Origin of the sequence: Aeromonas lacus, from assembly GCF_000764665.1 — a bacterium.
GTDB lineage: Bacteria > Pseudomonadota > Gammaproteobacteria > Enterobacterales > Aeromonadaceae > Aeromonas > Aeromonas lacus.
This window is the reverse complement of record NZ_JRGM01000013.1, coordinates 38,137-64,427: the sequence shown is the minus strand read 5'-3', so window position 1 is coordinate 64,427 and position 26,291 is coordinate 38,137. Positions and strand designations below refer to the sequence as shown.

General features: G+C 59.7%; 26 protein-coding genes. 13 read left to right on the top strand and 13 right to left on the bottom strand.

Features of this window, described 5'->3' with window-relative positions; genetic code table 11:
• The 3 genes from LG31_RS21515 to trhA form a co-directional block, all read right to left on the bottom strand.
• Nucleotides 1–1,253: retention module-containing protein (locus tag LG31_RS21515; protein ID WP_033112813.1), on the bottom strand; the 1,253-nt coding region annotated here is incomplete at its 3' end.
• Between the two features lie 232 nt (nt 1,254–1,485).
• Nucleotides 1,486–3,147, bottom strand: coding sequence for a putative transporter (locus LG31_RS0101850; protein ID WP_033112812.1), 1,662 nt, complete (start codon nt 3,145–3,147; stop codon nt 1,486–1,488).
• 117 nt (nt 3,148–3,264) lie between these two features.
• Nucleotides 3,265–3,900 (bottom strand): PAQR family membrane homeostasis protein TrhA, encoded by a 636-nt coding sequence (gene trhA, locus LG31_RS0101845; protein ID WP_033112811.1) that lies wholly within the window; start codon nt 3,898–3,900, stop codon nt 3,265–3,267.
• A 174-nt stretch (nt 3,901–4,074) separates the two neighbouring features.
• Between trhA and LG31_RS0101840 the strand changes: the two genes are divergently transcribed.
• From LG31_RS0101840 to LG31_RS0101830, 3 genes are all read left to right on the top strand, one after another.
• On the top strand, nt 4,075–5,598 hold the full coding sequence (locus LG31_RS0101840; protein ID WP_033112810.1) for an aminotransferase class V-fold PLP-dependent enzyme: 1,524 nt from the start codon (nt 4,075–4,077) through the stop codon (nt 5,596–5,598).
• A gap of 90 nt (nt 5,599–5,688) precedes the next feature.
• Nucleotides 5,689–6,240 carry a septation protein A gene (locus tag LG31_RS0101835; protein WP_033112809.1) on the top strand — a complete coding sequence of 184 codons (552 nt, stop codon included), beginning with the start codon at nt 5,689–5,691 and terminating at the stop codon, nt 6,238–6,240.
• Between the two features lie 24 nt (nt 6,241–6,264).
• The gene (locus tag LG31_RS0101830; RefSeq protein ID WP_033112808.1) at nt 6,265–6,561 is read left to right on the top strand and encodes a YciI family protein; all 297 of its coding nucleotides are present in this window, start codon (nt 6,265–6,267) and stop codon (nt 6,559–6,561) included.
• A gap of 78 nt (nt 6,562–6,639) precedes the next feature.
• Here LG31_RS0101830 and cysQ read toward each other — a convergent pair whose 3' ends face one another.
• Together cysQ and LG31_RS0101820 are read right to left on the bottom strand one after the other, a co-directional pair.
• On the bottom strand, nt 6,640–7,395 hold the full coding sequence (cysQ, locus tag LG31_RS0101825) for a 3'(2'),5'-bisphosphate nucleotidase CysQ (RefSeq protein ID WP_033112807.1): 756 nt from the start codon (nt 7,393–7,395) through the stop codon (nt 6,640–6,642).
• A 47-nt stretch (nt 7,396–7,442) separates the two neighbouring features.
• Nucleotides 7,443–8,303 carry a DeoR family transcriptional regulator gene (locus LG31_RS0101820; RefSeq protein ID WP_033112806.1) on the bottom strand — a complete coding sequence of 287 codons (861 nt, stop codon included), beginning with the start codon at nt 8,301–8,303 and terminating at the stop codon, nt 7,443–7,445.
• A 274-nt stretch (nt 8,304–8,577) separates the two neighbouring features.
• On the opposite strand from LG31_RS0101820, the gene kbaZ reads away from it, so the two are divergent.
• The 10 genes from kbaZ to LG31_RS0101770 all read left to right on the top strand — a co-directional run bounded on the left by kbaZ (nt 8,578) and on the right by LG31_RS0101770 (nt 18,541).
• Nucleotides 8,578–9,891, top strand: coding sequence for a tagatose-bisphosphate aldolase subunit KbaZ (gene kbaZ / locus LG31_RS0101815; protein WP_033112805.1), 1,314 nt, complete (start codon nt 8,578–8,580; stop codon nt 9,889–9,891).
• Between the two features lie 12 nt (nt 9,892–9,903).
• Nucleotides 9,904–11,073: an SIS domain-containing protein gene (locus LG31_RS0101810; protein ID WP_033112804.1), complete on the top strand. Its 1,170-nt coding sequence runs from the start codon at nt 9,904–9,906 to the stop codon at nt 11,071–11,073.
• Entirely contained in the window at nt 11,073–11,546 is a 474-nt protein-coding gene (gene agaV / locus LG31_RS0101805) for a PTS N-acetylgalactosamine transporter subunit IIB (RefSeq protein WP_033112803.1), read from the top strand. The genes LG31_RS0101810 and agaV overlap by 1 nt, the downstream gene beginning before the upstream one ends.
• Nucleotides 11,547–11,561: 15 nt before the next feature.
• Nucleotides 11,562–12,335 (top strand): PTS N-acetylgalactosamine transporter subunit IIC, encoded by a 774-nt coding sequence (agaW, locus tag LG31_RS0101800; protein WP_005354369.1) that lies wholly within the window; start codon nt 11,562–11,564, stop codon nt 12,333–12,335.
• On the top strand, nt 12,325–13,203 hold the full coding sequence (agaE, locus tag LG31_RS0101795) for a PTS N-acetylgalactosamine transporter subunit IID (protein WP_033112802.1): 879 nt from the start codon (nt 12,325–12,327) through the stop codon (nt 13,201–13,203). Before agaW ends, agaE begins: the two co-directional genes overlap by 11 nt.
• Nucleotides 13,204–13,251: 48 nt before the next feature.
• On the top strand, nt 13,252–13,692 hold the full coding sequence (agaF, locus tag LG31_RS0101790) for a PTS galactosamine/N-acetylgalactosamine transporter subunit IIA (protein WP_033112801.1): 441 nt from the start codon (nt 13,252–13,254) through the stop codon (nt 13,690–13,692).
• Nucleotides 13,692–14,891, top strand: a complete 1,200-nt coding sequence (nagA, locus tag LG31_RS0101785; RefSeq protein ID WP_033112800.1) for an N-acetylglucosamine-6-phosphate deacetylase — start codon at nt 13,692–13,694, stop codon at nt 14,889–14,891. The genes agaF and nagA overlap by 1 nt, the downstream gene beginning before the upstream one ends.
• The gene (locus LG31_RS0101780) at nt 14,882–15,736 is read left to right on the top strand and encodes a tagatose bisphosphate family class II aldolase (protein WP_033112799.1); all 855 of its coding nucleotides are present in this window, start codon (nt 14,882–14,884) and stop codon (nt 15,734–15,736) included. The genes nagA and LG31_RS0101780 overlap by 10 nt, the downstream gene beginning before the upstream one ends.
• A 104-nt stretch (nt 15,737–15,840) precedes the next feature.
• Nucleotides 15,841–17,310, top strand: coding sequence for a maltose/glucose-specific PTS transporter subunit IIBC (malX, locus tag LG31_RS0101775; RefSeq protein WP_238567461.1), 1,470 nt, complete (start codon nt 15,841–15,843; stop codon nt 17,308–17,310).
• Nucleotides 17,297–18,541, top strand: coding sequence for a MalY/PatB family protein (locus LG31_RS0101770; protein ID WP_084059511.1), 1,245 nt, complete (start codon nt 17,297–17,299; stop codon nt 18,539–18,541). Before malX ends, LG31_RS0101770 begins: the two co-directional genes overlap by 14 nt.
• A gap of 93 nt (nt 18,542–18,634) precedes the next feature.
• Here the strand turns inward: LG31_RS0101770 and pdxJ are convergent, their stop codons facing one another.
• The 8 genes from pdxJ to LG31_RS0101730 all read right to left on the bottom strand — a co-directional run bounded on the left by pdxJ (nt 18,635) and on the right by LG31_RS0101730 (nt 26,274).
• Nucleotides 18,635–19,372, bottom strand: a complete 738-nt coding sequence (gene pdxJ, locus LG31_RS0101765; protein ID WP_033112797.1) for a pyridoxine 5'-phosphate synthase — start codon at nt 19,370–19,372, stop codon at nt 18,635–18,637.
• A 90-nt stretch (nt 19,373–19,462) separates the two neighbouring features.
• Nucleotides 19,463–20,167 (bottom strand): DNA repair protein RecO, encoded by a 705-nt coding sequence (gene recO, locus LG31_RS0101760; protein ID WP_033112796.1) that lies wholly within the window; start codon nt 20,165–20,167, stop codon nt 19,463–19,465.
• 158 nt (nt 20,168–20,325) lie between these two features.
• A complete protein-coding gene (gene era / locus LG31_RS0101755; RefSeq protein WP_033112795.1) occupies nt 20,326–21,225 on the bottom strand; it encodes a GTPase Era in 900 nt (299 codons plus the stop codon).
• A complete protein-coding gene (rnc, locus tag LG31_RS0101750) occupies nt 21,222–21,893 on the bottom strand; it encodes a ribonuclease III (protein ID WP_033112794.1) in 672 nt (223 codons plus the stop codon). Before rnc ends, era begins: the two co-directional genes overlap by 4 nt.
• Nucleotides 21,894–22,817 carry a signal peptidase I gene (gene lepB / locus LG31_RS0101745; protein WP_033112793.1) on the bottom strand — a complete coding sequence of 308 codons (924 nt, stop codon included), beginning with the start codon at nt 22,815–22,817 and terminating at the stop codon, nt 21,894–21,896. It abuts the gene before it with no gap.
• 3 nt (nt 22,818–22,820) lie between these two features.
• Nucleotides 22,821–24,614: a translation elongation factor 4 gene (lepA, locus tag LG31_RS0101740; RefSeq protein WP_033112792.1), complete on the bottom strand. Its 1,794-nt coding sequence runs from the start codon at nt 24,612–24,614 to the stop codon at nt 22,821–22,823.
• A 117-nt stretch (nt 24,615–24,731) separates the two neighbouring features.
• Nucleotides 24,732–25,193, bottom strand: a complete 462-nt coding sequence (locus LG31_RS0101735) for a SoxR reducing system RseC family protein (RefSeq protein WP_033112791.1) — start codon at nt 25,191–25,193, stop codon at nt 24,732–24,734.
• A 100-nt stretch (nt 25,194–25,293) separates the two neighbouring features.
• Nucleotides 25,294–26,274 (bottom strand): MucB/RseB C-terminal domain-containing protein, encoded by a 981-nt coding sequence (locus tag LG31_RS0101730; protein WP_033112790.1) that lies wholly within the window; start codon nt 26,272–26,274, stop codon nt 25,294–25,296.
• Between the last annotated feature and the right edge of the window lie 17 nt (nt 26,275–26,291).

The window sequence follows — 26,291 nt, the reverse complement described above, 5'->3', positions numbered from 1 at the left end:
TTGGAGAGGGTCACGGTGAACGGACTACCGGTCACCGGGTTGCTGACACTGGCGGTGTAGACAATGCTGCCGCCCTCGGTCACGGTCTGGCCGTTGGTGGCCGAGCTCAGGGTCACCGTGGTGGTGTCCACGGTGTCACCCACCTCGGTGGTCACCTTGCTGCTGGTATCCAGCTGTTCATAGTTGCCACCGCTGCTGCCGGTGATGCTCACCGTCAGGCTGCTGCCATCCTTGTAAACGTCGTCACTCGGGGCATCGACCGTCACACTGCCGCTCAGCTCGCCTGCCTTGATGGTGATGCTGGCGCCGTTGGACAGGGTCAGCACCAGGTCACTCTGCGGGGCATTGTTGACGCTGGCGCTGTAGGTGATCTGGCCCCCTTCGTTGACCTGCGCCGGTGCGCTCAGGGTTACTGTGGTGGTGTCGATGGTGTCGTTAATCTGGGTAGTTGTTGAAGGGCCGGTAATGATCTGGTTGAAACCACCGCCCTGAGTACCGGTGATCGAAACAGTGATCGTGGACGGGTCGACATAGGGGCTGTCGGCAGGCGCAGCCACAGTAACGGAACCGGTAGTTTGGCCAGCAGGAATGGTAATGACAGCACCATTTGAGAGGGTAATGACCAGATCAGTGCCAAAAACAGGCACATCAACAGAGGCAGTAAAGGTGATGGAACCACCTTCATTTACTTGAGGCTGGGCAGAGAGGGTCAGATTGGCGGAGATGAACGGCTGATCTGCAATGCCTGTCGCATCCAGCGTCGGCGCGGTGCCGTTATTGTAGGTCGTATCAAACCCCGCCTGGGAGATGGTGGCATCACCTACGCGGTCAATGGTGACAAAGCCGCCGTTGCCGCTGGCGCCAGCAACACCGCCGACGCCACCACCACCGCCAGCGGCAGGTGCGCCACCCGCGGCAGAAGCTTCAAAAGTCTTGGTCGGGTCGGCGCCGCCCAAAATCGCTTGTTGCAAGGCATTGATATCGCTCGGAGTGCCAGGTGCGCCGTTTTGTGCCAGCTGGGGTGCATCACCCTCTTCGGCCGACTCGCTCGGCTGACCGGCTGGTTGCACATTGAACGACTGGTTGCCGCCCATAAAGCTGCCACCATCGGGAGAGACAATCACCGCCCCTTTTGGCAGTACATCCCCTTCAACCAACAGCTTCCGGCTGCCGTCTGCGGCAAGCTGGTAAATCTTTCCTTTGAGTTGGGTTACGGTTACGCCCTGTTCCAAGGTAATGGCATTGGTAATCATGTTCTCTCCTGAATCCTGATTTGCATGCAAAAAGCCACAGCCTACTTTGCACACAGGCAGTGGAAATAACCAGTTCGAAAATTCGAAAGAATAGACTGATTTGGGGCTGAACTGTTCAGCCAGAAAGAAGGGTCGAGGCTAGCGGGGGGATATAAAATAAAACCAAACTTATCAATACATTACAGAAATATGGCAGGAGCATGACAAACCATGCACCTGCCATTTCAGAGAGTTATGCGCCAGCCCAGAGGATGATGGCCAAGAGCTGCGGCGAGATGATCCGCAGGAACATCACCAGCGGGTAGACAGTGGCATAGGAGAGGGCACTGGCACCGCTGGTCGGATGCATGGCGTTGGCAAAGGCCAGCGCGGGAGGATCGGTCATGGAGCCGGCCAGCAAACCACACAGGGTGAGGTAGTTCATCTTGCCATAGAGACGAGCCAGCACCCCGACCACCAGCAACGGAATAAGAGTAATGGCGACCCCGTAGAGCATCCATGAGGGGCCATCGCCGTGGATCAGGGTATCAACGAAGCCAGCACCGGACTTGAAACCAACCACCGCCAAAAACAGCACGATCCCGATCTCCCGCAGCGCCAGGTTGGCACTGGGGGGCATGAACCAGTAGAGCTTGCCGATGCTGCCGATCCGCGACAGGATCAGCGCCACCACCAGCGGCCCGCCCGCCAGACCCAGCTTGAGTGCGGCCGGGAAGCCCGGCAGATAGAAGGGGATGGAGCCGAGCAATACGCCAAGACCGATCCCGATAAAGACCGGCAGCATCTGCACCTGTTGCAGTTTTTGCTGCACGTTGCCGACCACATTGGTCACCGCTTCTATGGCATCTAGGCGCCCCACCAGGTTGAGAATGTCACCGAATTGCAGGCTGGTCTGGCTGGTCGGCACCAGCTCGATACCGGCCCGGTTGAGGCGGGAGATCACCACGTCATAGCGCTGTTTGATGTCAAGATCGCGGATCTTCTTGCCCAAAACCTGCTCGTTGGTCACTACCACCCGCTCGACGCGCAGATCGGTGCCCCGGGTCGAGAGCGAGGTCTCCACCTCCTCCCCCAGCACCAGCAACACCTTGTGCAATGCATGACGCTCACCCACCAGGTGGAGCAGGTCACCCAACTCGATGCGCGAATCGGGACGCGGCACCATCAGCTCATCGCCGCGCTTGAGGCGTGAACAGATGACATCAGCCTCGTCGAGACTCGGTATCTCGCTCAGCATCAGGCCATGCATATTGGGGTTGCGCACCGCGATGTTGATAGTCTGCAGGCTCTCCTTGGTCTTACCGGTCTGCAGCTCGAACTGGGCGGCTTCCTCGTCAACCTTGATGCGAAAGAAGACCCTGATCAGCCACATGGTAAGCAAAATGCCGCAGATACCGAACGGGTAGGCAACCGCATAGCCCATCCCCATCAGACCGGTGGAGCCGGGGGCTGCACCCAGTTCACCCAGGATCTGCTGGCCCGCACCGAGCGAAGGAGTATTGGTGACCGCACCGGAGAAGACCCCGAGGATCACCGGCAACGGCACATCGAACAGCTGGTGCAGAGCCGCAGCGACCACGCCGCCGAGCAACACCAGCAGGGCCGCAAAGCCGTTGAGCTTGAGACCGGAGCTGCGCAGAGAAGAGAAGAAGCCGGGACCAACCTGAATACCGATGGTGTAGACAAACAGGATAAGACCGAACTCTTGAATGAAGTGCAGGGTTTTTTCATCCAGTGCGAGACCGGAGAGGCCGGCAAAGTGCCCGACTATGATGCCGCCGAACAGTACCCCTCCTATCCCCAACCCGACGCCATAGACTCGCCAGTTCCCCAACCAGAGCCCCAGCACTGCCACCAGCGACAACATGCTGATGGAAAGCGCGATATCACTCATTGTGTGCATCCTTTGCGAATTGAACTGTCCCTAGCTTGTCAGCAAACGATGCCGCCAACTGTGTGATAACGCACGAATTTATCCTTTGGTGCGGCAAAAATACCAATTAAGGGTTAATTAAACGACATAGCCGTAAATGGCCATAAAGTGACAAATGCTGCCCCCCAGCACAAACAGATGCCAGATGGCGTGGTTGTAGGGAATTCGCTTGGCGACGTAGAAGATCACCCCGAGACTGTAAACCAGCCCACCCGCCGCGAGCAGCAGCAGCCCTTCACCAGCCAGATGGATATAGAGCTGATAGATAACCACCAGCGACAGCCAGCCCAGCATCAAATAGGTGAACAGCGACAACTTCTTGAAGCGATTGATGAATATCAGCTTGAACACCACCCCGGCCAGCGCCAGCCCCCAGATCACCACCATCAACCCGCGCGCCAGCGGCGTATCGAGCGCCACCAGCAGGAAGGGGGTATAGGTACCGGCGATCAGCAGATAGATAGCGCAGTGATCAAACACCTTGCACCAGCGTCGCGCCTTGCCCTCCGCCATGCTGTGGTAGAGGGTCGAGGCGAGATAGAGCAGCACCAGACTGCCACCATAGAGGCTGTAGCTCACCAGCGCTTGCGTGCCCTGCCCCCACCCCTTGATCAGCAGCAGCACCAACCCGGCGATACCCAGCAACAATCCCGCTCCGTGGCTCAGCCGGTTGGCCAGCTCTTCCCGGGGGGAGTAATCCATCACACCACTCATAACATTCACTCCGTTATCATTGGCGACACTCTACCCAGCGCCATTTCAGAGTACAAGTGTTCGCTTAAAAAATGGGGTGGCTGTCACCCGCCCCCCTTTGGTGTATGCTCTGCCGCCGATGCCCGACAGAAGCGGCATAGACACCTACCCCGGTGACCTGGTCTGGAGAACCTGATGAAGTTGACTGAGCTGTTTGCACAAGCGGATCCCGCCTTTAGCGAGGCGATGAGCACCTTGCTGGAGACCTTCCACCACTCCGACGACAGTCAGGCCCCCTACCAGCGCGACCTGTTCACCCATCAGCTCGACCAGTCCCGCATGCCCGCCAGCGGCTGCTCGACCGAGGCCTATCTCGCCCGTCTGGCCACCCTTGTCCCCGGCGCCTCCCATCTCACCTCGCCACGCTACATGGGTCATATGACGGCACCATTGCCGGCCTTCACTGCCGAGCTCTCCCGTCTGGTGGTGATGCTGAACCAGAATCCGATGAAGATGGAGTCCTCCCGCCTGCTCAGCTTTCTGGAGCGGGAGGTGCTGGCCAAGCTGCACCACCTTATCTATGGCATGGACGATGCCTTCTACGGCGAGCAGATGCATGCCAAGGATGCCGCCCTCGGCGTCATGACCAGCGGCGGCACCATCGCCAACGTCACCGCCCTCTGGTTGGCCCGCAACCGCGCCTGCGGCGACAACCTGTTCGCCCTCTACGAGCAGGGCTATCGCGGCGCCGTCATTCTGGGCTCTCGGCTGATGCACTACTCCTTCGACAAGGGGATGGATCTGCTGGGATTGGGCGCACGCAGCGTCTGGCGCCTTGAGACCGACGAGCAGAACCGGCTCAGTCTGGTCGCGCTGGAGCAGGCTCTGCGGCGCTGCAAAGAGGAAAAACTCAAGGTACTGGCGCTGGTCGGCGTGGCGGGCAGCACCGACTTTGGCTCCATCGACCCCCTGCCGGAGCTGGCCGCCATCGCCGAGCGCGAGCAGATCCACTTCCACGTGGATGCCGCCTGGGGCGGCCCGACACTTTTCTCCCCCCGCTATCAAAACCTGTTGGCCGGGATCGAGCATGCCGATACCGTCACTCTGGATGGCCACAAACAGCTGCTGGTGCCGCTCGGTACCGGCATGCTGCTCTGTCGCCAGCCCGACCTGATGATGGCGGTCAAGCGGGAGGCCCCTTACGCCATCCGTGCCACCTCGTTCGATCAGGGCCGCTTTACGCTGGAGGGCACCCGCCCGGCCAATGCCCTTTATCTGGATGCCGCCTTCCAGCTGTTCGGCCAGCAAGGCTATGCCGAGCTTATCGAGGCCAACTACGACCGGGCCCGACTGATGGCAGAGCTTATCACCAGCAATTCGGCCTTCGAACTGATGTCTGCTCCGGTGATGAACCTGCTCTCCTACCGCTGCATCCCACCCCATCTGCAGGGTAAGCCGCTGGATGAGGCGGCCAACGAGCAGATCAACGCCTTCAACGTGGCCCTGCAAAAAGCCCAGCGCGCCGAGGGGCACAGCTTTGTCTCTCGAACCCAGCGCGCCGTAGTGCGCTACGGTGCCCAGCCCCTCACCCTGCTGCGGGCCGTGTTGCTCAACCCCCTGATTGAAGAGCGCCATATCCGCGATCTGCTGACCGATCAGCTGCGACTGGGGGTCTCCATTGCACGCCAACTGTTTGGCGACAGCGCGGAACCGGCGTAAAAATGAGCGGTCTTATTCATTTGCCGTTGTCCGCCGTGCAGGTAGACTGGGCGAAATTTGCAGGCCATCTTTGAGGACTAGGCGCCAGAAATGAAGCAATTTATTGAATTTATTCCACTTATCGTTTTCTTTGCGGTCTACAAGTTCTACGACATCTACATGGCCACTGGCGCCCTGGTGGTGGTCACCGGTCTGCAGCTCGCCTATAGCTGGATCCGCTATCGCAAGGTCGAGAAGATGCAGCTTTTTACCTTCCTGCTGGTCGGCTTCTTTGGCGGTCTCACCGTGTTCTTCCACGATGACACCTTCATCAAGTGGAAAGTGACCGTTATCAATGCCCTGTTTGCACTGGGTCTGCTCATCAGCCGCTATGGCTTTGGCAAGAACCTGATCAAGCAGATGCTGGCCAAGGAGCTGCAGGCGCCCGACGCCATCTGGGATCGGGTCAACCTCGGCTGGGCCGGCTTCTTTGCCGTCTGCGGCCTGCTCAATCTCTATGTGGCCTTCAACCTGCCGCAGGAGATGTGGGTCAACTTCAAGGTGTTCGGCCTGCTCGGCATGACCCTGATCTTTACCCTGCTCAGCGGTGTCTACCTCTACAGCCACATTCCGGCTGATCAAAAAGAACAGCTGAAAAAATAACCCTCATCAGAAAAGGATTGTCTCATGTGGTATCTCATTTACTCCGAAGATGTTCAGGGCAGCCTGCCGCTGCGCAAGCAGGTTCGCCCCGCTCATCTGGCTCGCCTGCAAGCGCTGCAGGATGAAGGTCGGCTGCTGACTGCCGGCCCCAACCCGGCCATTGATGCCGAGGATCCGGCCGATGCAGGCTTTACCGGCAGCACCGTCATCGCCGAATTTGCCTCGCAGGCGGACGCCCAGGCTTGGGCCGATGCCGATCCCTATGTGGCGGCGGGCGTCTATGCCAAAGTGACCATCAAGCCGTTCAAGAAGGTCTTCTGACCCAAAGCGCATAGCGAAATAAAAAGGCCGGACTGGCAGTTCACTCCAGTCCGGCCTTTTTGCATCCCGGCATCAGCCTCACGCCCTGGCGACAAACCAGGGGTTAAGGATGTCCGGCTTGTTGTAAGCAAGGGGTGAACCGTCGAGTTGGGTGACGCTGCCCCCCGCCCCCTCCAGCACCGCCTGCGCCGCACCGGTATCCCACTCGCAGGTGGGGGCGAGGCGCGGATAGAGCTCGGCGCCCCCCTCGGCGATGATGCAGAACTTGAGCGAACTGCCCATGGAGACCAGCTCGATTTCACCAAAGGGAGCCAAGAAATCGAGGGTCTCCTGCGACAGGTGGTTGCGACTGCCCACCACCCGCCACGCCTCTCCTTCACGATGAGGCCGGGTCTGGATGGACTCGCGCTTGCCATCGGCGATGCGCCATGCCCCGAGCCCCTTGCCGCCATACCAGAGCTTGTCCAGCACAGGGGCATAGACCAGCCCCCAGCGCGGCGCCCCCTCTTCAATCAGCGCGATATTGACGGTGAACTCACCGTTGCGGGAGACAAACTCCTTGGTGCCATCGAGGGGATCCACTAGCCAGTAGCGGGACCAGCCGTGGCGCGCCGCCATCACCTCGGGCCCCGACTCCTCCGACAGCACAGGAATATCCGGAGTCAGCCGTGCCAACGCCTGCACTATCACCTCATGAGCCCCCTTGTCGGCCGCGGTCAGCGGACTCTCGTCGCTCTTGTACTCCACCGCGAAGGGCTGGCTGTAGATGGCCATGATGGCCGCCCCCGCCGCGCGGGCAACAGGTTCAAGTTCGGTGATATCGGGGTGGTACATAACAGGCTCGTCCAGTGGGTGAGAAACCCAGTCTATCGCGTTTGTCATCAACCGCTTATAGCTGATTGCACTGGATTATATTGCCCCTGCTTCTCCTGCCCCTTGCTGCCATCGGCCGGTACCAGCAGCACTTCGATACCGGCATTGCGCAGACCGGAAAGGATATCGGCAGGCACGGCATCGTCGGTGATCAGGGTGTGAATACGCAGGGTATCGATGATCTTGTGCAGGCTGCGCCGGCCAAACTTGCTGGAGTCGGTGATCACCACAATCCGCTCGGCCACCTGACACATGCAGCGGTTGAGGCGCGCCTCGTCCTCATGATGGGTGCTAACGCCGCGCTCGAGGTCGATGCCATCCACCCCGAGAAACAGCATGTCAAAGTGGTAGTTTTGCAGGGACTGCTCCGCTTGCGCACCGTAGAAGGAGAGCGACTTGCGGCGCAAATGTCCGCCCGTCATCAGCAGATCCACCCCTTCTGCTTCGAGCAGTTCATTCGCCACATTCATGCCATTGGTCATCACCAGGATCTCCTGATGACCCTTCAGATGGCGCGCCACCTCCAGCGTTGTCGTCCCCGAATCGAGGATAAGGCGGCAACCGGAGGGCACCAGGGTCGCAGCCAGCGCACCGATCCGCTGTTTCACCGGGGTATTGAGCACGCTCTTGTCGGCAATGGTGCGCTCCGGCACCGTCTGACCCGGCTCGCACAACAGGGCGCCACCGTAGGCACGCACGGCCACCCCCTGCTTCTCCAGAAAGGCCAGATCGTTGCGGATGGTCACGGTAGATACCTGATAATGAGTCGCCAGCTCGTTGACCTGAACGCTGCCATTGCTGCGCAGCTGCTGAATAATCCGCTCCCGCCGCTCGCTGGTTCCGAGCGCACCTTTTTCGCTTGTTTGCATAGTTCTTCTGCCGGAATGCTGTAGTGAAAGATCGCTTTCACTTCGTTACGTTTGCATATTAACGCTCAGCGAAGGTGCCAAATCAAGCCTTCATTACGCTTTATCACCACACTCCCTATCTTTCCCCACCATTCAAAATCTTTCGATACCTTTCTTTTTGTGATCCCTTTCAAGATCTGATGACTCTTTTGTTTCGTTTTCGTTTCCTCACCACTACCGTAAAGAAAAGAAATCGAAAGAACCTTTCCATAAGCAGCAACCAAGGAACATCAAAATGAAATCCATGCTGGCACTGGTCGAAAGACATAAACAGGGAGAACAGATCGGGATCTACGCCGTCTGCTCCGCTCACCCGCTGGTGCTGGAGGCCGCGCTGCGGCTGGCCGCCGAAGGGGATGAGCTGCTGCTGGTCGAGGCCACCTCCAATCAGGTGGATCAGTTTGGCGGCTATACCGGCATGACCCCCGCCGACTTTCGCGATCGCCTCTACAAGCTGGCGGCACAGTGTCACTTTCCGGCGCAGCGCCTCATTCTGGGGGGCGACCATCTGGGTCCCAACCGCTGGCAAGGTGAGCCTGCCGAGCAGGCCATGGCCCATGCCGAAGATCTCATCGCCAGCTATGTCGCTGCCGGGTTCAAGAAGATCCACCTCGACTGCAGCATGTCCTGTCAGGGCGATCCCGTTCCCCTGACCGATGAGCTGGTCGCAGAGCGAGCGGCCCGGCTGGCGCAGATCGCCGAGCAAACCTGTCTGGCCACCTTTGGCGAGAGCGATCTGGTCTATGTGATTGGCACCGAGGTACCGGTGCCGGGCGGTGCCCATGAAGATCTGGCCGAGCTGGCAGTCACCACGCCGGAGGCGGCGCGCCATACCCTCGAGGCCCATCAACAGGCCTTCAACAAGGCTGGGCTGGCCCATATCTGGCCGAGGGTGATCGGTCTGGTGGTGCAACCCGGCGTCGAGTTTGACCATACCCGCGTCATCGATTATCGCCCCGAAAAAGCGGCTCCCCTTAGCCGGATGATCGAAGCCTATCCCCATATGGTGTTCGAGGCTCACTCCACCGATTACCAGACTCCTGAAGCCTATCGTCAGCTGGTACGCGACCACTTTGCCATTCTCAAAGTCGGCCCGGCCCTCACCTTCGCCCTGCGCGAAGCGCTGTTTGCCCTTGCCGCCATTGAGGAGGAACTGGTGGTTGCCAAGGCCTGTTCAGGTCTGCGCAAGGTGATGGAAGAGACCATGCTGGAGCGCCCCGACTTCTGGCGTAGCCACTATCAGGGCAGTGCCAACGAGTGCCGACTGGCCCGTGGCTACAGCTATTCGGATCGCATTCGCTACTACTGGCCCGATAGCCGGGTCGATGAGTGCTACGCCAGATTGCTGGCCAATCTGGCGGCGGAGCCCATCCCGCTCCCTCTGCTGAGCCAACATCTGCCCCTGCAGTATCGCAAGGTGCGTCAGGGCTCGCTCTCGGCCAATCCCCATGACCTCATTCTCGATCAGGTGCAGGAGGTGCTGCGGCACTACGCCAGCGCCTGCACTGCGGCCTCTCGCCGCCATTCCCAGCTCGACCCCGTTGTATAAGGAGTTGCAGACATGATCCTTGGTTATCCAGAAGAGATGTTGCGCAGTGCCAATGGCCTGGCGACTGCCCGTGAAATTCGCCAGCAACCCGCCACCTGGCGCGAGACCCTCGCCATGGTCGAGGAGTGCCGTCCAGTATTGACCCGTTTTCTGACCCCCCTGCTCGCCCGGCAAGATCTGCGCATCATCCTGACTGGGGCAGGTACCTCCGCCTTTGCCGGCCGGGCGCTCGCCCCCTATCTCTCGGCCCACCTGCATGCCCGGGTCGAGGCGATCGCCACCACGGATATCGTCACCGATCCGGCCGAGTATCTGGCCGAAGATTGCCCGACCCTGCTTATCTCCTTTGCCCGCTCCGGCAACAGCCCAGAGAGCGTGGCGGCGGTCGAACTGGCCAGTCAGCTGCTCAGCCACTGCCACCATCTGGTGCTGACCTGCAACGGTGAAGGAGCGCTCTATCGCCGCTGCCAGCAAGATGCCCACTCTCTGGCCCTGCTGATGCCACCCCAGACCAATGATCGCAGCTTCGCCATGACCAGCAGCCTCACCAGCATGATGCTGAGCTGTCTGGCTCTCTTTCTGCCAGAGCAGTTCAACCGCCAGCGCTGCGAGCCGCTGGTCACCACCTGCGACGCCATTCTGGAGCAGGTCATGCAGCGCGTACCGGCCTGGAACGAACCGTTGCCCGAGCGGGTCATCTATCTTGGCAGCGGCAGTCTGCAAGGGGTGGCGCAGGAGGCGGCACTCAAGCTGCTGGAGCTGACCGCCGGCCGTCTGGTCGCTATGTTTGACTCCCCCACCGGCTTTCGCCACGGCCCGAAATCGGTCGTCAACGAACAGACGCTCATCGCGCTGCTCATCTCCAACGACCCTTACACCCGGCAATACGATCTGGATCTGCTGCGCGAGCTGCGAAGCGATGGCAAGGCCGCCCGGGTGGTTGCCATCGCCGACCAGCGCCATCCCGCCATCGAGGAGGGTGAACACATCTATCTGCCCGCCACCCTGTATGGCGACGATGCCCAGCTCGCCTTCTGCTACCTGCTCTATGCCCAGTTCTACGCCTTCCATACCTCGCTGGGACTGGGTATCAGCCCGGACAATCCCTGCCCCACAGGTCAGGTCAACCGGGTCGTACAGGGGGTCAATATCTATCCGTTTCACCAAGAAGGAGTGCTGTGATGCCCAATATCGTATTGAGCCGGATCGATGAGCGCCTGATCCACGGTCAGGTCGGTGTCCAGTGGGTCGGCTTTGCCGGTGCCAATCTGGTGCTGGTCGCCAACGACGAAGTAGCAGAGGACCCCATCCAGCAGAACCTGATGGAGATGGTGCTGGCCGAAGGCATTGCGGTGCGGTTCTGGCCGCTCCAGAAGGTGATCGACAACATCCACAAAGCAGTGGATCGCCAGAAGATCCTGCTGGTCTGCAAAAACCCTACCGATTTCAACACCCTGGTTCAGGGGGGTGTCCCCATCTCCCGGATCAACGTCGGCAACATGCATTACGCCGACGGCAAGCGTCAAATCCACAAGACCGTATCCGTGGATGAACAGGACATCACCGCATTTCGCGCCCTGCGGGACGCCCGTGTCGAGTGCTATGTCCAGGGCGTGCCGACCGAACCGGCACAGGACATTTTCAATTTGCTCTGATTAAGGACAATTGTGATGGAAATCAGTTTGTTACAAGGTCTGCTGCTTGGCATCCTGGCGTTTTTCGCCGGACTCGACCTGTTCAACGGTCTGACCCACTTCCACCGTCCCGTGGTGCTGGGGCCGCTGGTTGGCCTCATCCTCGGCGACCTGCCCACCGGTATTCTGGTGGGCGGCACCCTGGAGCTGGTCTGGATGGGACTGGCTCCGCTGGCGGGGGCGCAACCGCCCAACGTCATTATCGGCACCATAGTCGGCGCCACCTTCGCCATCACCACCGGGGTCAAACCGGATGTGGCAGTCGGCGTTGCCGTTCCCTTCGCCGTGGCCGTGCAGATGGGGATCACCTTCCTCTTCTCGGTGATGTCGGGGGTGATGTCCCGCTGCGATCGCATGGCCGAAGCGGCTGACGTGCGCGGTATCGAGCGGGTCAACTACCTGGCGCTGCTGGCTCTGGGCACCTTCTACTTCCTCTGTGCCTTCCTGCCCACCTACTTCGGGGCCGAGCATGCCAAGGCGGCCATCGACGTGCTGCCAGCCCGCTTGATTGACGGCCTCGGCGTTGCTGGCGGCATCATGCCCGCCATCGGTTTTGCCGTGCTGCTCAAGATCATGATGAAGAACGTCTATATCCCCTACTTCATCCTCGGTTTCGTCGCTGCCGCCTGGCTCCAGTTGCCGGTGCTGGCCATCGCCGCCGCCGCGCTGGCCATGGCCCTGATCGACTTCATGCGCACCACCACCCCGCAAGCTCGTCCTGTTCAGGAGGAAACCGAAGATGGCATCTAACAATACAGCTGCGCGGATCATCTCCAGCGCCGAACCGCACAATACCCGGCCACAATCCGACGACGCCTATGAAGATCAGCAACTTGGCGCCGAACTGACCAAGCAGGATATCAACCGCTTTGCCTGGCGCTCCCTGCTGCTGCAGGCCTCCTTCAACTATGAGCGGATGCAGGCCTCCGGCTGGCTCTATGGGTTGCTGCCAGCACTGCAGAAGATCCACACCAATCCGCGGGATCTCTCCCGGGCCATGAAAGGGCACATGGGTTTCTTCAACACCCACCCCTTCCTGGTCACCTTCGTAATGGGGATCGTGCTGGCGATGGAGCGCTCCAAGCAGAACGTCAACAGCATCCAGAGCACCAAGATCGCCGTCGGCGCACCGCTCGGCGGGATTGGAGATGCCATGTTCTGGCTCACCCTGCTCCCCATCTGTGGCGGTATCGGGGCAGATCTGGCGCTGCAAGGCTCCATCATGGGTGCCGTGGTCTTCTTCCTGCTGTTCAACGTGGTCCACTTCGGCCTGCGTTTTGGTCTGGCGCACTACGCCTACCGGATGGGGGTGGCGGCCATTCCGGTCATCAAGGCCAATACCCGCAAGGTGGGCCATGCCGCCTCCATCGTCGGTATGACGGTGATCGGGGCTTTGGTTGCCACCTATGTTCGCCTTGGCACCACGCTGGAGATCACTGCCGGTGATGCGGTCGTCAAACTGCAGGCGGATGTGCTCGACAAGCTGATGCCCGCCTTCCTGCCGCTGCTTTACACCCTGGCGATGTACGCCCTGATCCGCAAAGGCTGGAGCCCGCTGCGCCTCATCGTCATCACAGTGGTACTCGGTATCGTCGGCAAGTTCGCCGGTTTCCTCTAATCCGGAGCCGGCAGCAAGCCGGCCCCCTTTGCAGTAAAGGAACAGACTATGTTGGGCATCATCATTTGTGGTCACGGCGGTTTCGCCAGCGGTCTGGAGCGCGCCATGCTGCAGATCCTCGGCGAACAGGACGCGGTTATCGCCATCGACTTTCCCGAGAGCTCCACCACCGCCCTGCTGCAGGCACAGTGCGAAGCGGCACTGACTGAGGTCGACAAGGGGGATGGCGTGGTCTTCCTGACCGACCTGCTCGGTGGCACCCCGTTTCGGGTCGCCTCTACCCTGGCATTACGCCAAACCAATCGGGAAGTCGTTACCGGTACCAACTTGCAGCTGCTGCTGGAGATGGTGCTGGAGCGCGATGGCCTCAGCGCCCGTGAATTCCGCCAGCAGGCGCTCGATTGCGGCCACCGGGGCCTCACCTCGCTGGCGGATGAGATGAGCAAAGAGCGTCAGGCAGATGCCGCTCTCGTCGAGGAGGGCATCTGATGGCCTCAAGGATCCGTGCCCGTCGCATGCTGACCGAACAGGGTTGGCTGGAACATCAGGAGCTGACCCATGAAGGGGGCATCATCACCGCCATCGCACCCATCACGGATGGCGATCCGGCGCGAGATGTCGAGCTGCTGGTGCCTGCTCTGATCGATGGTCATGTCCACGGCGGTGCAGGCGTCGATGTCATGGATAGCGATAGCAATGCCTTGGCTACCTTGTCGATGGCCAAGGCGGCAGAAGGGGTTGGCGCTTTTCTTGCCACCACGGTCACTGCCCCACTCCCCGAGATAGAGCAAGCCCTTGCCCGCATTGCCGATGGCGTTGCCCGCGGCATGCCGGGCGCCGAGCTGCTCGGCTGCTATCTGGAAGGCCCCTACTTCACTCCGGACAACAAGGGCGCCCACGATCAGGCGCTGTTTCGGGAGCTGGAGATTGCCGAGCTGAACCATCTGCAACTGCTGGCGCGCGGCACCCTGAAGGTGATCGCGCTGGCACCGGAAAAGCCCAACGCCATCGCGGCCATTCACCATCTTGCTGCAAACGGCATACGGGTGATGCTGGGCCACTCGGCGGCCGACCACGACACAGCCATGGCGGCGCTGGCGGCGGGCGCTTCCGGGCTGGTGCACTGCTTCAACGGCATGCGCGGCCTGCACCACCGCGAGCCCGGCATGGTGGGCGCGGGTCTGGTCCATCCCGATGCCTGGCTGGAGCTGATCGCCGATGGCCATCATCTCCACCCAAGCGTGCTCAAGCTCTGTCACTGCTGCTCCGGTGAGCGCCTGCTGCTGGTCACCGATGCGATGCGCGCCGCCGGTATGCCCGACGGTCACTATCTGCTCGGCAACTATCGGGTCGAGATGCAAAACGGCGTGGTACGCACCGAAAACGGCGGTCTGGCGGGCAGCACCCTCACCCTGCTTGGCGCCGTACGCAACATGGTGCAGCTGGCGGATGTGCCGCTCGATGAAGCCATCGCAATGGCCTCGATGGCACCAGCAAAGATGCTCGGCATTGCCGATCGTCTCGGCTCGCTGGCGGTTGGCAAACAGGCCAACCTGCTCGCCCTCACCACCGAACTCAATCAACAACACATCTGGGTGGCAGGCCGGGAGATAAACCCGACTCAGCTCTCCTCCCTTTTCTCAGGATCTCGCGTCAATCAGGACGTACAGGAGTCACTATGTATCTGATCTCTTCCCATGAAATGCTCAAAGATGCCCAGCGCCGCGGTTACGCCGTGCCTGCTTTCAACATCCACAACCTGGAAACCGTGCAGGTGGTAGCCCGCACCGCCGCCCGCATGCGCTCTCCGGTGATCTTGGCTGGCACCCCGGGTACCTATCGCCATGCCGGGGTCGAGTATCTGGTCTCCATCTGTCAGGCCGCCGCCCATGAGTACCGCATCCCGCTGGTGCTGCATCTGGATCACCACGAAGACGAGCAGGACATCCATAGCAAGGTCGAAGCGGGCATTCGCTCCGCCATGATCGATGCCTCGCACTTTCCGTTTGAAGAGAACATAGAGAAAGTGCGCAGCGTAGTGACCTTCTGCCACCGCATGGGTGCCAGCGTTGAAGCGGAGCTGGGCCAGCTGGGCGGTCAGGAGGATGACCTCATCGTCGATGCCACTCATGCCAAATTTACCGACCCGCTCAAGGCGGCCGAGTTTGTCCGCCGCACCGGTATCGACTCGCTGGCCGTGGCCATCGGTACCGCCCACGGCCTCTACAAGGAGGAACCCCGCCTCGACTTCGCCCGCCTCGCGGCGATCCGTGAGCAGGTGGATATTCCGCTGGTTCTGCACGGTGCCTCCGGCGTACCGGAAGCCGATGTGCGCCGCTGCATCGAACTCGGGATCTGCAAGGTCAACGTTGCGACCGAACTGAAGATCGCCTTCGCCGATGCCATGAAAGCCTTCCTTGGCTCTCATCCGGATGCCAGCGACCCGCGTCAGTATCTGGTGCCCGCCATGGCCGCCATGGAGGAAGTGGTCGAGGCGAAAATCCGTATGTGCATGAGTAATAACAAGATTTGATAACAATAAAATTACGGTAACAGGTCTGGGAGATAATAATGATGGCTCGCGCATCCTTGCGAAATAAGGTATGGGAATTTGCCCAGAGTTTGGGGAAAACATTCATGTTTCCCGTCTCTCTGATGGCATTCATGGGATTACTGCTGGGGGTGGGGTCATCTATTACCAGCCCCTCCACCATAGATAATTTTCCTTTTCTTGGTGGAGAATATACCCAGCTCGTCTTCAATCTGGTGGCAACCGTAGGCAGCTTCGGCTTTACCTATCTGCCCATCATGTTTGCCATCGGTATTCCGATGGGATTGACCGAAAAGAACAAGGGTGTCGCGGCCTATTCCGGTTTCGTCGGCTATATGGCGATGAATATCGGGATCAACTTCTATCTCGCCAGTACCAATCAACTGGCTTCGCCGGAAAATATCAAACTGGCGGGACAAGCCATGGTGATGGGGGTTCAGACCCTCTCCATGGGCGTTCTGGGTGGCATAGTGTCGGGGATCGTGACCTACTTCATCCATCGCCGTTTCTATAACCTCAAACTGCACGACGCCTTCTCGTTTTTCAGCGGCTTGCGCTCCGTGCCCATCATCACTGTGCTGGTCATGTCGCTGATCGGTCTGGCGATGCCGCTCTTCTGGCACTATGTGGCGCTCGGTATTACTGCGGTCGGCAACATGATCATCTCTGCCGGCTCTTTTGGTGCCTTCCTCTACGGGGTGGCCATCAACCTGCTCAAACCGCTCGGTCTGCACCACATCATGCTGGCCATGGTGCGCTTCACCCCGGCAGGCGGCACCGAGCTGGTCAATGGCGAGACCATTTCCGGTGCTCTCAATATCTTCTTCGCCCAGTTGAAAGCGGGTGAGCCCATCAGCCCTGCAGCAACCGCCTTCCTGTCGCAAGGATTTATGCCGACCTTTATATTCGGTCTGCCTGCCGCAGCGTTAGCCATGTATATGGCAGCCACGCCCGGCAATAGAACCAGAATCAAGAGCCTGATTATCTCCGGGGTACTGGTCTCTATCGTGACAGGTATTTCCGAGCCCATCGAATTCCTGTTTCTCTTTGTCGCGCCGGTACTCTATCTGTTCCATGTCTTTATGACCGGCGCCGCGCTCTTTGTGGTGGCCATGTGTGGTGTCACCATCGGCAATACCGATGGCAGCGCGCTAGACCTGCTTATTTTCGGCATCATGCAGGGCTGGCAAACCAAGTGGTATCTGATTATTCCCATCGGCCTCATCTGGTCTGCCATCTATTTCACCGTCTTCTACTGGTACATCAAGAAATATGACATCAAGACCCCCGGCAGGGATGAGGTCGATGATATGCAGATTACGAAGCACGACCCGGCCGTGATCCTGAGTGCCCTCGGTGGCAAGGAGAATATCGTCAGCCTGGACAACTGCGTCACACGGCTGAGACTGGTGGTACACGACATGGGCAAGCTGCAGGAGAAGATCCTGAAACAGACTGGCGCCCTCTCCGTCGTCAAGATCGACGAACACAGCGTGCAGGTCATCATTGGCGCTCAGGTTCAAACCGTGAAGGATAATCTCGATGCTCTCCTGTAAAGATCGGGAGGCCCTGCGCCTCCCCAACCCCTCCACCGACTTGCACCCCTCCCGTTTCGACGAGCTGGCAGATCGCATCAGCGACAAATGTCGCAAGTGGGATATGAAAGTGATCGAGAGCCGCTTTGGCCCCGTTCCCACAGACAGCATTCCCATGTGGATTGCCGATATGGATTTCAAATCACCGCCGGCTGTAGCTCGCAAGTTCAGTGAAATCATCAGCTGGGGCACCTTCAGCTACACCCACTGCATCGATGATTTCTACGAGGCGGTCATCAACTTCCAGGCTCGCCACCACAAGGTCGCGGTGGAGCGGGAGTGGATCACCCTCTCCTATGGCACCGTCTCCACCCTGCACTACACGGTGCAGGCATTCTGCCAGCCGGGTGACAGCATCATCATGAACACCCCGGTCTACGATCCCTTTGCCAAGGCGGCCGAAAGGCAGGGGGTCAAGGTTGTCGCCAACCCGTTAGCCCTGAGCAAAGGGCGATACCGGATCGATCTGGCGAAGCTGGAGGAGCAAATCATTGGCCACAAGCCAAAAATCTACTTCCTCTGCTCGCCCCACAACCCGTCGGGCAGGATATGGAGTCAGGCCGAACTGGAAGCCGTTGCCGACATCTGCCTGCGCCATCAGGTGTTGATGATGGTCGATGAAGTGCATGCCGAGCACATCATCCATGGTGAATTCGTCTCCTTTCTGGCGCTGGAGGAGCGTTACCGCAACAACATGATGCTGATGAGCTCGCCCAACAAGGCATTCAATCTGGGCGGATTGAAAACCTCCTACAGCATCATTCCAAATCCGCAGATCAGAAGCCGCTTCAGATCGCGCCTTGAGCAGAACTCCATCACCTCTCCCAATGTATTCGGGCTCTGGGGCATTATCACCGCCTATAACGAGTGCGATGAGTGGCTGGCTGACTTGAATCTCTATCTGAGAGAGAACTACGCCCTGCTGGCGCGCTACTTCAGGGAGAATCTGCCCGACTTCCAAGTCATGCCGATGGATGCCTCCTATCTGGTCTGGGTCAGCACCAGAGGGAGCGGTATGAGCGCAAGTGAGGTGACCCGCAGGTGGGCAGTCGAAGCGGGTGTCATCATCGAAGATGGCTCCCACTACGTCAGCGACGGTGAAGAGTATGTGCGGATCAACATAGGCACCTCCCGCCAACTGCTCGGCGAGGCGCTGCAACGTCTGGGAAGATGGGCGCAGCAGCAGGCCTGACGGCTGTCGATATTCACATCGGCAAAAACAACAAAAGGGACGCCACAGCGTCCCTTTTGTTTTACGTAGCCACTATTGCCAGTGACCGAAGAGTCAGATCCCCTGACGGGCTTCCTGCATAAGCAGGCGCATATCGCTCACAGCCTTGGCCAGACCGTCGAAGGCGGCGCGGCCGATGATGGCGTGGCCGATGTTGAGCTCATAGAGCTCGGGGATGGCGGCGATGGCCTTGACGTTGTGGTAGTGCAGGCCGTGGCCAGCATTGACCTTCAAGCCTTTGCCAGCAGCATAGGAGGCACCAGCGGCGATGCGCTTGAACTCGGCGTTGCGCTCGGCATCTGTGGTAGCGTCGGCGTAGCGGCCGGTGTGGATCTCGATAAAGGGGGCACCACTCTGGGCTGCTGCATCGATCTGGATTGGGTCGGCATCGATAAAGAGGGATACCTGCGCCCCCACCGCGGAGAGACGGGCCACGGCGTCAGTCACCTTGGCCAGCTGGCCAGCCACGTCCAGACCGCCCTCGGTGGTCACCTCGGTGCGCTTCTCCGGCACCAGACAGACGAAGTGGGGCTTGATACGGCAGGCGATACCGATCATCTCTTCGGTCACCGCCATCTCCAGGTTCATTCTGGTCTGGATGGTCTGGCGCAGGATCTCCACATCGCGGTCGGTGATGTGGCGGCGATCTTCTCGCAGATGCACGGTGATGCCGTCGGCCCCGGCCTGTTCGGCCACGAAGGCGGCCTGTACCGGATCAGGATACTGGGTGCCCCGGGCGTTGCGCAGGGTGGCGATATGGTCGATGTTCACACCCAGATAGATTTCACTCATGAGAACTCCTTGAAACTCTTCATCTGTAGGCTGCGCGGTCAGCGAAATATCGCCGCGCCGATATCCGTATGTCTGTAATCTGTGTCAGCCTTACATGCTGGCTTTGCGTTTTAAAAACAGCTCCCGGCTCTTTAACTGGCGCTTGCCCAGATAGGGTTGCAGCGCCAGCCGGCTGAAACGTTTGGCCGCCTGCAGCAAGGGAGGGGTATCGAAACGTCCCTCGGCAAAGGCGAGCAGGTGGGCACCGAGAAACAGGGTACGGGGATCCGGCGCCCGCTCGCAAGCAACAAAGCCCAATTCACGCTCGAAGCCATAGAGCAGGGTCGGCTCGATGGGCGACTCGTCGTCCGCCGTGTATTCGAAATCCACCGCATAACCGAGTGCCTGCAGTAGCAGGAACTCGAAGCGGCGCAGCGGCAGCTCGGGCGTCTCGCCATCGGCCAGCGCCATGATGGCACGGGCATAGGCGTCGAACACCTCGGGGAACGGGGTGTGCGCTTCCAGCAGGTAGTAGACCAGCTCGTTGAGATAGAGGCCGTAGAAGAGGCGATCGCCACCGAGTCGCAGGGAGTGGTCGGGGCATTCGACCTGGGTGAGGTTCTTGAGATCCCCCTTGCCGCGCCAGGCGATGGTCAGCAGGGTAAAGGGTTGCAGCAGCCCCTTGAGAGGGGAGCGTGGCCCGCGAGAACCGCGAGCCACTAGGGTAAAGCGGCCACTATCCTGGGTGAATACCTCGACCAGCTGGCTGGTCTCACGATAGGGCCGACTATGGATGACGAAAGCCGGGGTCAGCAATCCGCCATTACCTCTCAAAACCTGTCCACGCACTGTCACGAGAGGCCGTCAGCAAGGTAAAGAGCAGCGCAGGAACCGGAGTGTATGTGAATACATAAGGATTCCGAGCAGCACATGAGCCTTGATCATGGCCTCGCAGTAAGCGCGTGCACAGGTTCTTAATCATCGCCGTAACCAAGACTACGCAGGGCGCGCTCGTCATCGGCCCAGCCTGACTTGACCTTGACCCACAGCTCGAGGTGCACCTTGTTCTGGAACAGCCGTTCCATGTCGAGGCGCGCTTCGGTACCGATGGTCTTGATCTTCTCGCCCTTGTTGCCGATGACCATCTTCTTCTGGCCATCGCGCTCGACCAGAATGAGGCCGTGGATGTGATAGATACCGCTCTCTTCCACCTTGAAGCGCTCGATCTCCACCGTCACCGAGTAGGGCAGCTCTTCACCGGTGAAGCGCATCAGCTTCTCGCGGATGATCTCGGAGGCCATGAAACGGGAGGAGCGATCGGTCACGTAATCTTCCGGGAAGAAGTGGACGTTTTCCGGCAGCAACGGCTTGGCCCACTCGCGGATCTTCTCCACGTTGGTGCCCTTCTGGGCACTGATGGGCAGGATATGGGCGAAGTTCATCTGCTGGCCCAGCCACTCGAGGTGAGGAAGCAGCTCCTCCTTCTCCTTGACGTTGTCGATCTTGTTGACCGCCAGCACCACCGGGCACTTGAGATTGCGCAACTTGCCCAGCACCATCTCGTCATCTTTGGTCCAGTGAGTGCCGTCCACCATGAATACCACCATGGCCACGTCCCCCAGCGAACTGGTGGCGGCGCGGTTCATCAGGCGGTTGATGGCCCGTTTCTCTTCGATGTGCAGACCCGGGGTATCGACATAGATGGTCTGGTAGTTATCCTCGGTGTCGATCCCCAAAATCCGGTGACGGGTGGTCTGGGGTTTTTTCGAGGTGATGCTGACCTTCTGGCCAAGCAGCTTGTTGAGCAGGGTGGACTTGCCCACGTTGGGGCGGCCCACGATGGCGACAAAGCCGCAGTAGGTTGTATCTGTCATGACAGTTTTTCCAATGCTTGCTGCGCAGCGGCCTGTTCGGCCTTGCGGCGGCTGGTGCCGACCCCTTTGATCGGACCATCCAGACCTTCCACGTCACACTGGACGGTGAACTCCTGGTTGTGGGCTTCGCCCTTGACGTTGGTCACTGTATAGGTCGGCAGGGATTTGCGGCTTCCCTGCAGAATTTCTTGCAGACGGGTCTTGGGATCCTTCTGCTCGATGCCCGGCTTGATCTCCTCCAGACGGCTGGTGTACCAGCCCAGCAGCAGAGTGCGTACTGTCTCGAGATCACTATCCAGATAGACGGCGCCAATCACCGCCTCGACCGTATCAGCCAGGATGGATTCACGGCGAAAACCACCGCTTTTCAGCTCGCCCGGCCCCAGGATCAGGTGATCCCCGAGGTCAAACTCACGGCCCAGCTCGGCCAGGGTCTTTTCGCGCACCAGAGTGGCGCGCATCCGGCTGAGATCCCCTTCCGCCGCTTGCGGGAAGCGGTGGAAGAGATCGTCGGCAATCACCAGACTCAAAATCGAGTCACCCAAAAACTCCAGTCGCTCATTGTGACGGGAGCCGGCGCTGCGGTGAGTCAGCGCCCGGGTCAGCAGTTCCAGATCCTGAAAGACGTGTCCGAGACGGGACTGCAGTCTGTTCATCTTGATATTCATTTACTTGATTCCGCCAATGCGGTTGAAGCGCACCCCTGTCGGTACCCAGCTTGGCAGCAGGGAGCCCTCTTCGCGCTCGAATTCAAAACTTATCCAGATAGCGACCGCCTTGCCGACCAGATTCTGCTCGGGCACAAAGCCCCAGAAACGGCTGTCGGTACTGTTGTCACGGTTGTCGCCCATCACGAAATATTGCCCCTCCGGTACTACCCACTCATCAGGATAGGTGCCGGGCTGGCGATAGTAACGGCCAACCATATCAGGCATCAGCGGGTTGCGCAGGGTCTCGTGGGAGACATCGCCCAGCTGCTCGGTATAGCGGTCAAGGGGGATCCCCATCTGGGTAAATTCGCCTCTTTGTTCAAACTTGACATCGAGCTTCTGGAAGCCCGGGCACGTTTTCCCCTCCTGCTCCTCGCACTTGGGCCGGATCATCAGCTCCTTGTTGCGATAGATGACCCGATCCCCCGGCATGCCGACCACCCGCTTGATGTAGTCCACCCGCGGTTCGAGCGGGTATTTGAACACCACCACATCGCCGCGCTTGGGCTCACCGGTCTCGAGGAACTTGGTGTTGGTCACCGGGTCCCGCAGACCATAGGCAAACTTCTCCACCAGGATGAAATCGCCCACCAGCAGAGTGGGCATCATGGAACCTGACGGGATCTGGAACGGTTCAAAGATGAACGAACGCAGGATCAGCACAAAGGTGATGACCGGGAAGACCCCGGCGGTCTGTTCAATCCAGACCGGGACGGGGGCCACCTTGGCCAGGGTTTTGTCATCCAGATGAGCGCCGCCATGGGCACGGGCCACGGCAATTTTGGCGGCTCGCTGTTTGGACCAGATCATCTTGTCCAGACACCAGATAACACCGGTGATCGCGCAGACCACCACCAGGATCAGGGAAAACGTGCTTGCCATCTATTAATCCTTTCCGACGTGGAGAATCGCGAGGAAGGCTTCCTGCGGCACGTCGACACGGCCGAGGGACTTCATCCGCTTCTTACCTTCTTTCTGCTTGTTCAGCAGCTTCTTCTTACGACTCACGTCACCACCGTAACACTTGGCAGTTACGTCCTTGCGCAGTGCCTTGACGGTGCTGCGAGCGATGATCTGGTTGCCGATGGCCGCCTGAATCGCGATATCAAACATCTGACGCGGGATCAGCTCGCGCATCTTCTCCACCACCTGACGACCGCGATACTGGGCATTGTCCTTGTGGGTGATGATGGCCAGCGCGTCGACCCGCTCACCGTTGATCATGATGTCCAGACGCACCATGTCGGAGGTTTCGAAACGCTTGAAGCCGTAGTCCAGCGAGGCGTAGCCGCGGCTGGTTGACTTCAGGCGGTCGAAGAAGTCGAGCACCACTTCCGCCATCGGGATTTCATAGGTCAGCGCCACCTGCTTGCCGTGGTAGACCATGTTGGTCTGTACGCCACGCTTCTCGATACAAAGGGTGATGACGTTGCCCATGTACTCCTGCGGCAGCAGGATGTGACACTCGGCGATCGGCTCGCGCATCTCCTTGATGCTGGTGATGGCGGGCATCTGGGCCGGGCTGTCGATGTGGATGGTGGAGCCGTCGGTCAGCTCGATCTCGTACACTACGGTCGGCGCCGTGGTGATCAGATCCAGATCGTATTCACGCTCCAGACGCTCCTGAATGATCTCCATGTGCAGCATGCCAAGGAAGCCGCAACGGAAGCCGAAGCCCAGCGCAGTGGAGCTCTCCGGTTCGAAGAACAGGGAGGCATCGTTCAGGGAGAGCTTGTCGAGGGCGTCACGGAACGACTCGTAGTCATCGCTGGAGATGGGGAACAGACCCGCATAAACCTGCGGCTTCACCTTCTTGAAACCGGCCAGCGCCTTGTCGGCACCATTCTTGGCCTGAGTCAGGGTATCACCCACCGGCGCGCCGTGGATGTCCTTGATACCGCAGACAACCCAACCTACCTCGCCGCAACCCAGCCCGTCGGTGTCCACCTGCTTGGGCGTGAAGATACCGATACGATCGACACCCCACACCTGACCGGTGCTCATCACCTTGATCTTGTCGTTCTTCTTCAGGGAACCGTTCTTGATCCGCACCAGAGAGACAACACCCAGATAGGAGTCGAACCAGGAGTCGATGATCAGCGCCTGCAGCGGCGCATCCGGATCACCTTCCGGTGCCGGGATCTTGGCCACGATCTCTTCCAGTACCAGATCGACACCGAGGCCGGTCTTGGCGGAGCAGCGCACCGCATCGACCGCGTCGATACCGACGATGTCTTCGATCTCCTCGGCAACCCGCTCGGGTTCTGCAGCCGGCAAGTCGATCTTGTTCAGTACCGGCACCACTTCCAGATCCATCTCCATGGCGGTGTAGCAGTTGGCCAGAGTCTGTGCCTCAACCCCCTGGCCGGCATCTACCACCAGCAGCGCCCCTTCACAGGCCGCCAAAGAGCGGGAGACCTCGTAGGAGAAATCCACGTGGCCCGGGGTGTCGATAAAGTTCAGCTGGTAGGTGTTACCGTCTTGTGCCTGGTAGTTCAGGGTCACACTCTGCGCCTTGATGGTAATGCCGCGCTCGCGCTCCAGATCCATGGAGTCAAGCACCTGAGCCTGCATCTCGCGGTCGGACAAGCCACCGCAAGTCTGGATCAGACGGTCCGACAGGGTCGATTTACCGTGGTCGATGTGCGCAATAATCGAAAAGTTACGAATGTGTTTCATCGAGCAAGAGTCACTCAAAATTGGTTTAAGGTCGGTTATGGAGGCGCGATTTTACTGGATAACCCGGCTGACGGCCATTCTTTAGTCGCCAACGCCAGTGAAATAGCGCCTGTTCAGTCAGGAGAGGGTACGGACGGGAACCACAACGCCGAGCATGCGGGGGCCATAACGCCCCTCATCGAGCCGGCCGGAAAAGTAACGAACCAGTAAAAAGCCGCCAGCCCCCCCCAGCAGAGAGGCCAGAATGGTGATCCCCTCCCCCCCCGAGAGCAGCGGTGCCAACCAGAGTTGCCCAAGCAGAGCACTCGCCAACAGGCAGAACAGCGGCAGCACATAGACCAGCGCAGCCCCGCGCAGCAGGCTCTCTTGCGGGATGCCGAGCCGAATCTGCTGGCCAACGCTCACCTCGGCGGTAAGGCGAACCCGCAATCGTGGGGCTTTCAGGGGAAACGCCTTGGCGACAGTGCCGGTACCGCAACCGGATTGCTGCTGGCAGCCGTTGCAGGCAGAGCGCCGTTCGCACTCCACCCAGGCATGATCACCCTCAATGGCTACTACGGTCGCCAGCTCTTCACTCATCTCGTTCACGGCAATACCTCGTGCTCATGCAATGGCAGGATCTGAACACGACTCACCGCCAACGGCAAGCAGAGCACCACTGTGAGCCCAGAGCATGGACTCACTGCACGGCCTCGTTGCGGGCCAGCGGTTGCACCGACTCGGCAATCCGTTTGGCGGTTTCGGCAGGGACTTCCCCGACCACGGTGATCTCAACCCCCACCTCGTTGACGAAGCTCACCAGCGAGGTGGCGCCCTGGCGGATAAGCTGCTGGCGCACCGCCTGCTTGGGATCGACCCGGGAGACATAGACCGAGAGATCCACCAGCCCGTCGGAGAGCATCATGTAATCCACCGGCATACTGGTGGTCACCAGCTGGTGCCTGTCCTGCGACAGCACCTTGAAGCCATCGGGCAGCCAGGTCACCTGCCAGTTCAACTGCTGCTGCGGAGCCGGATAGGCATCTTCCAGCGCCAGCGCCGGGGGCAACTTGCTGTTGGCCAAGGTCACCAGCCAGGGGGCCGGCTTGTTCTGCAGCTCCAGATCCACCCCCAGCAGCTGCTCGACCAGATTGCCTTCCCGCTCCACCATGTCGACACGCAGCAGCAGATGGCTCTGCTCGTCAACCCAGAGCATGAAGCCGTACTTGTCGGCCTCCTTGGGCACCAGCCTCACCACCTGTGCTACCACACCCGCCACCCGGCTACGACCGGCCAGCACGGGATCATAGCTTTGCAATACCCGGGAGAGCGGCATGCTGACCAGACTCGACCAGATGCCGGGGAAGCGGGCATCCTTCAGGGTGTAGGGATCATGGCTGTTTTCAAAGAAGGTGTATTCGTTCTCGCGCTGCAGATACTCGATCGCCTTGCCGTCGAGGTAACTGAGATGCGCCACTTCTTTGCCATTGATCACGGCGTGGCTGATGCGGATCGGTTCAAGACGCCCCTGACGGGCCTTGACCATGGACAACTCGAAATTCTGTTGATGCACGGCACTCTGCATCTGCTGCAACAAGGCCTCGGCCGACTTGTCGTCGGCCGAGGCCTTGGCACTGATTAGCAGGAGAGAGGCCAGCAAAATACGGCTGGACTGGCGCACGTTTGTATCCCTGACAA

What these genes read in the sequence shown, in the direction of transcription:
- trhA (WP_033112811.1), bottom strand. Translation starts at nt 3,900, where the DNA reads ATGAGTGGTGTGATGGATTACTCCCCCCGGGAAGAGCTGGCCAACCGG.
- agaF (WP_033112801.1), top strand. Translation starts at nt 13,252, where the DNA reads ATGTTGGGCATCATCATTTGTGGTCACGGCGGTTTCGCCAGCGGTCTG.
- LG31_RS0101835 (WP_033112809.1), top strand. Translation starts at nt 5,689, where the DNA reads ATGAAGCAATTTATTGAATTTATTCCACTTATCGTTTTCTTTGCGGTC.
- LG31_RS0101840 (WP_033112810.1), top strand. Translation starts at nt 4,075, where the DNA reads ATGAAGTTGACTGAGCTGTTTGCACAAGCGGATCCCGCCTTTAGCGAG.
- LG31_RS0101770 (WP_084059511.1), top strand. Translation starts at nt 17,297, where the DNA reads ATGCTCTCCTGTAAAGATCGGGAGGCCCTGCGCCTCCCCAACCCCTCC.
- LG31_RS0101810 (WP_033112804.1), top strand. Translation starts at nt 9,904, where the DNA reads ATGATCCTTGGTTATCCAGAAGAGATGTTGCGCAGTGCCAATGGCCTG.
- rnc (WP_033112794.1), bottom strand. Translation starts at nt 21,893, where the DNA reads ATGAATATCAAGATGAACAGACTGCAGTCCCGTCTCGGACACGTCTTT.
- malX (WP_238567461.1), top strand. Translation starts at nt 15,841, where the DNA reads ATGTTTCCCGTCTCTCTGATGGCATTCATGGGATTACTGCTGGGGGTG.
- cysQ (WP_033112807.1), bottom strand. Translation starts at nt 7,395, where the DNA reads ATGTACCACCCCGATATCACCGAACTTGAACCTGTTGCCCGCGCGGCG.
- agaW (WP_005354369.1), top strand. Translation starts at nt 11,562, where the DNA reads ATGGAAATCAGTTTGTTACAAGGTCTGCTGCTTGGCATCCTGGCGTTT.
- nagA (WP_033112800.1), top strand. Translation starts at nt 13,692, where the DNA reads ATGGCCTCAAGGATCCGTGCCCGTCGCATGCTGACCGAACAGGGTTGG.
- pdxJ (WP_033112797.1), bottom strand. Translation starts at nt 19,372, where the DNA reads ATGAGTGAAATCTATCTGGGTGTGAACATCGACCATATCGCCACCCTG.
- LG31_RS0101735 (WP_033112791.1), bottom strand. Translation starts at nt 25,193, where the DNA reads ATGAGTGAAGAGCTGGCGACCGTAGTAGCCATTGAGGGTGATCATGCC.
- LG31_RS0101830 (WP_033112808.1), top strand. Translation starts at nt 6,265, where the DNA reads ATGTGGTATCTCATTTACTCCGAAGATGTTCAGGGCAGCCTGCCGCTG.
- agaE (WP_033112802.1), top strand. Translation starts at nt 12,325, where the DNA reads ATGGCATCTAACAATACAGCTGCGCGGATCATCTCCAGCGCCGAACCG.
- LG31_RS0101850 (WP_033112812.1), bottom strand. Translation starts at nt 3,147, where the DNA reads ATGAGTGATATCGCGCTTTCCATCAGCATGTTGTCGCTGGTGGCAGTG.
- lepA (WP_033112792.1), bottom strand. Translation starts at nt 24,614, where the DNA reads ATGAAACACATTCGTAACTTTTCGATTATTGCGCACATCGACCACGGT.
- LG31_RS0101780 (WP_033112799.1), top strand. Translation starts at nt 14,882, where the DNA reads ATGTATCTGATCTCTTCCCATGAAATGCTCAAAGATGCCCAGCGCCGC.
- kbaZ (WP_033112805.1), top strand. Translation starts at nt 8,578, where the DNA reads ATGAAATCCATGCTGGCACTGGTCGAAAGACATAAACAGGGAGAACAG.
- era (WP_033112795.1), bottom strand. Translation starts at nt 21,225, where the DNA reads ATGACAGATACAACCTACTGCGGCTTTGTCGCCATCGTGGGCCGCCCC.
- agaV (WP_033112803.1), top strand. Translation starts at nt 11,073, where the DNA reads ATGCCCAATATCGTATTGAGCCGGATCGATGAGCGCCTGATCCACGGT.
- lepB (WP_033112793.1), bottom strand. Translation starts at nt 22,817, where the DNA reads ATGGCAAGCACGTTTTCCCTGATCCTGGTGGTGGTCTGCGCGATCACC.
- LG31_RS0101820 (WP_033112806.1), bottom strand. Translation starts at nt 8,303, where the DNA reads ATGCAAACAAGCGAAAAAGGTGCGCTCGGAACCAGCGAGCGGCGGGAG.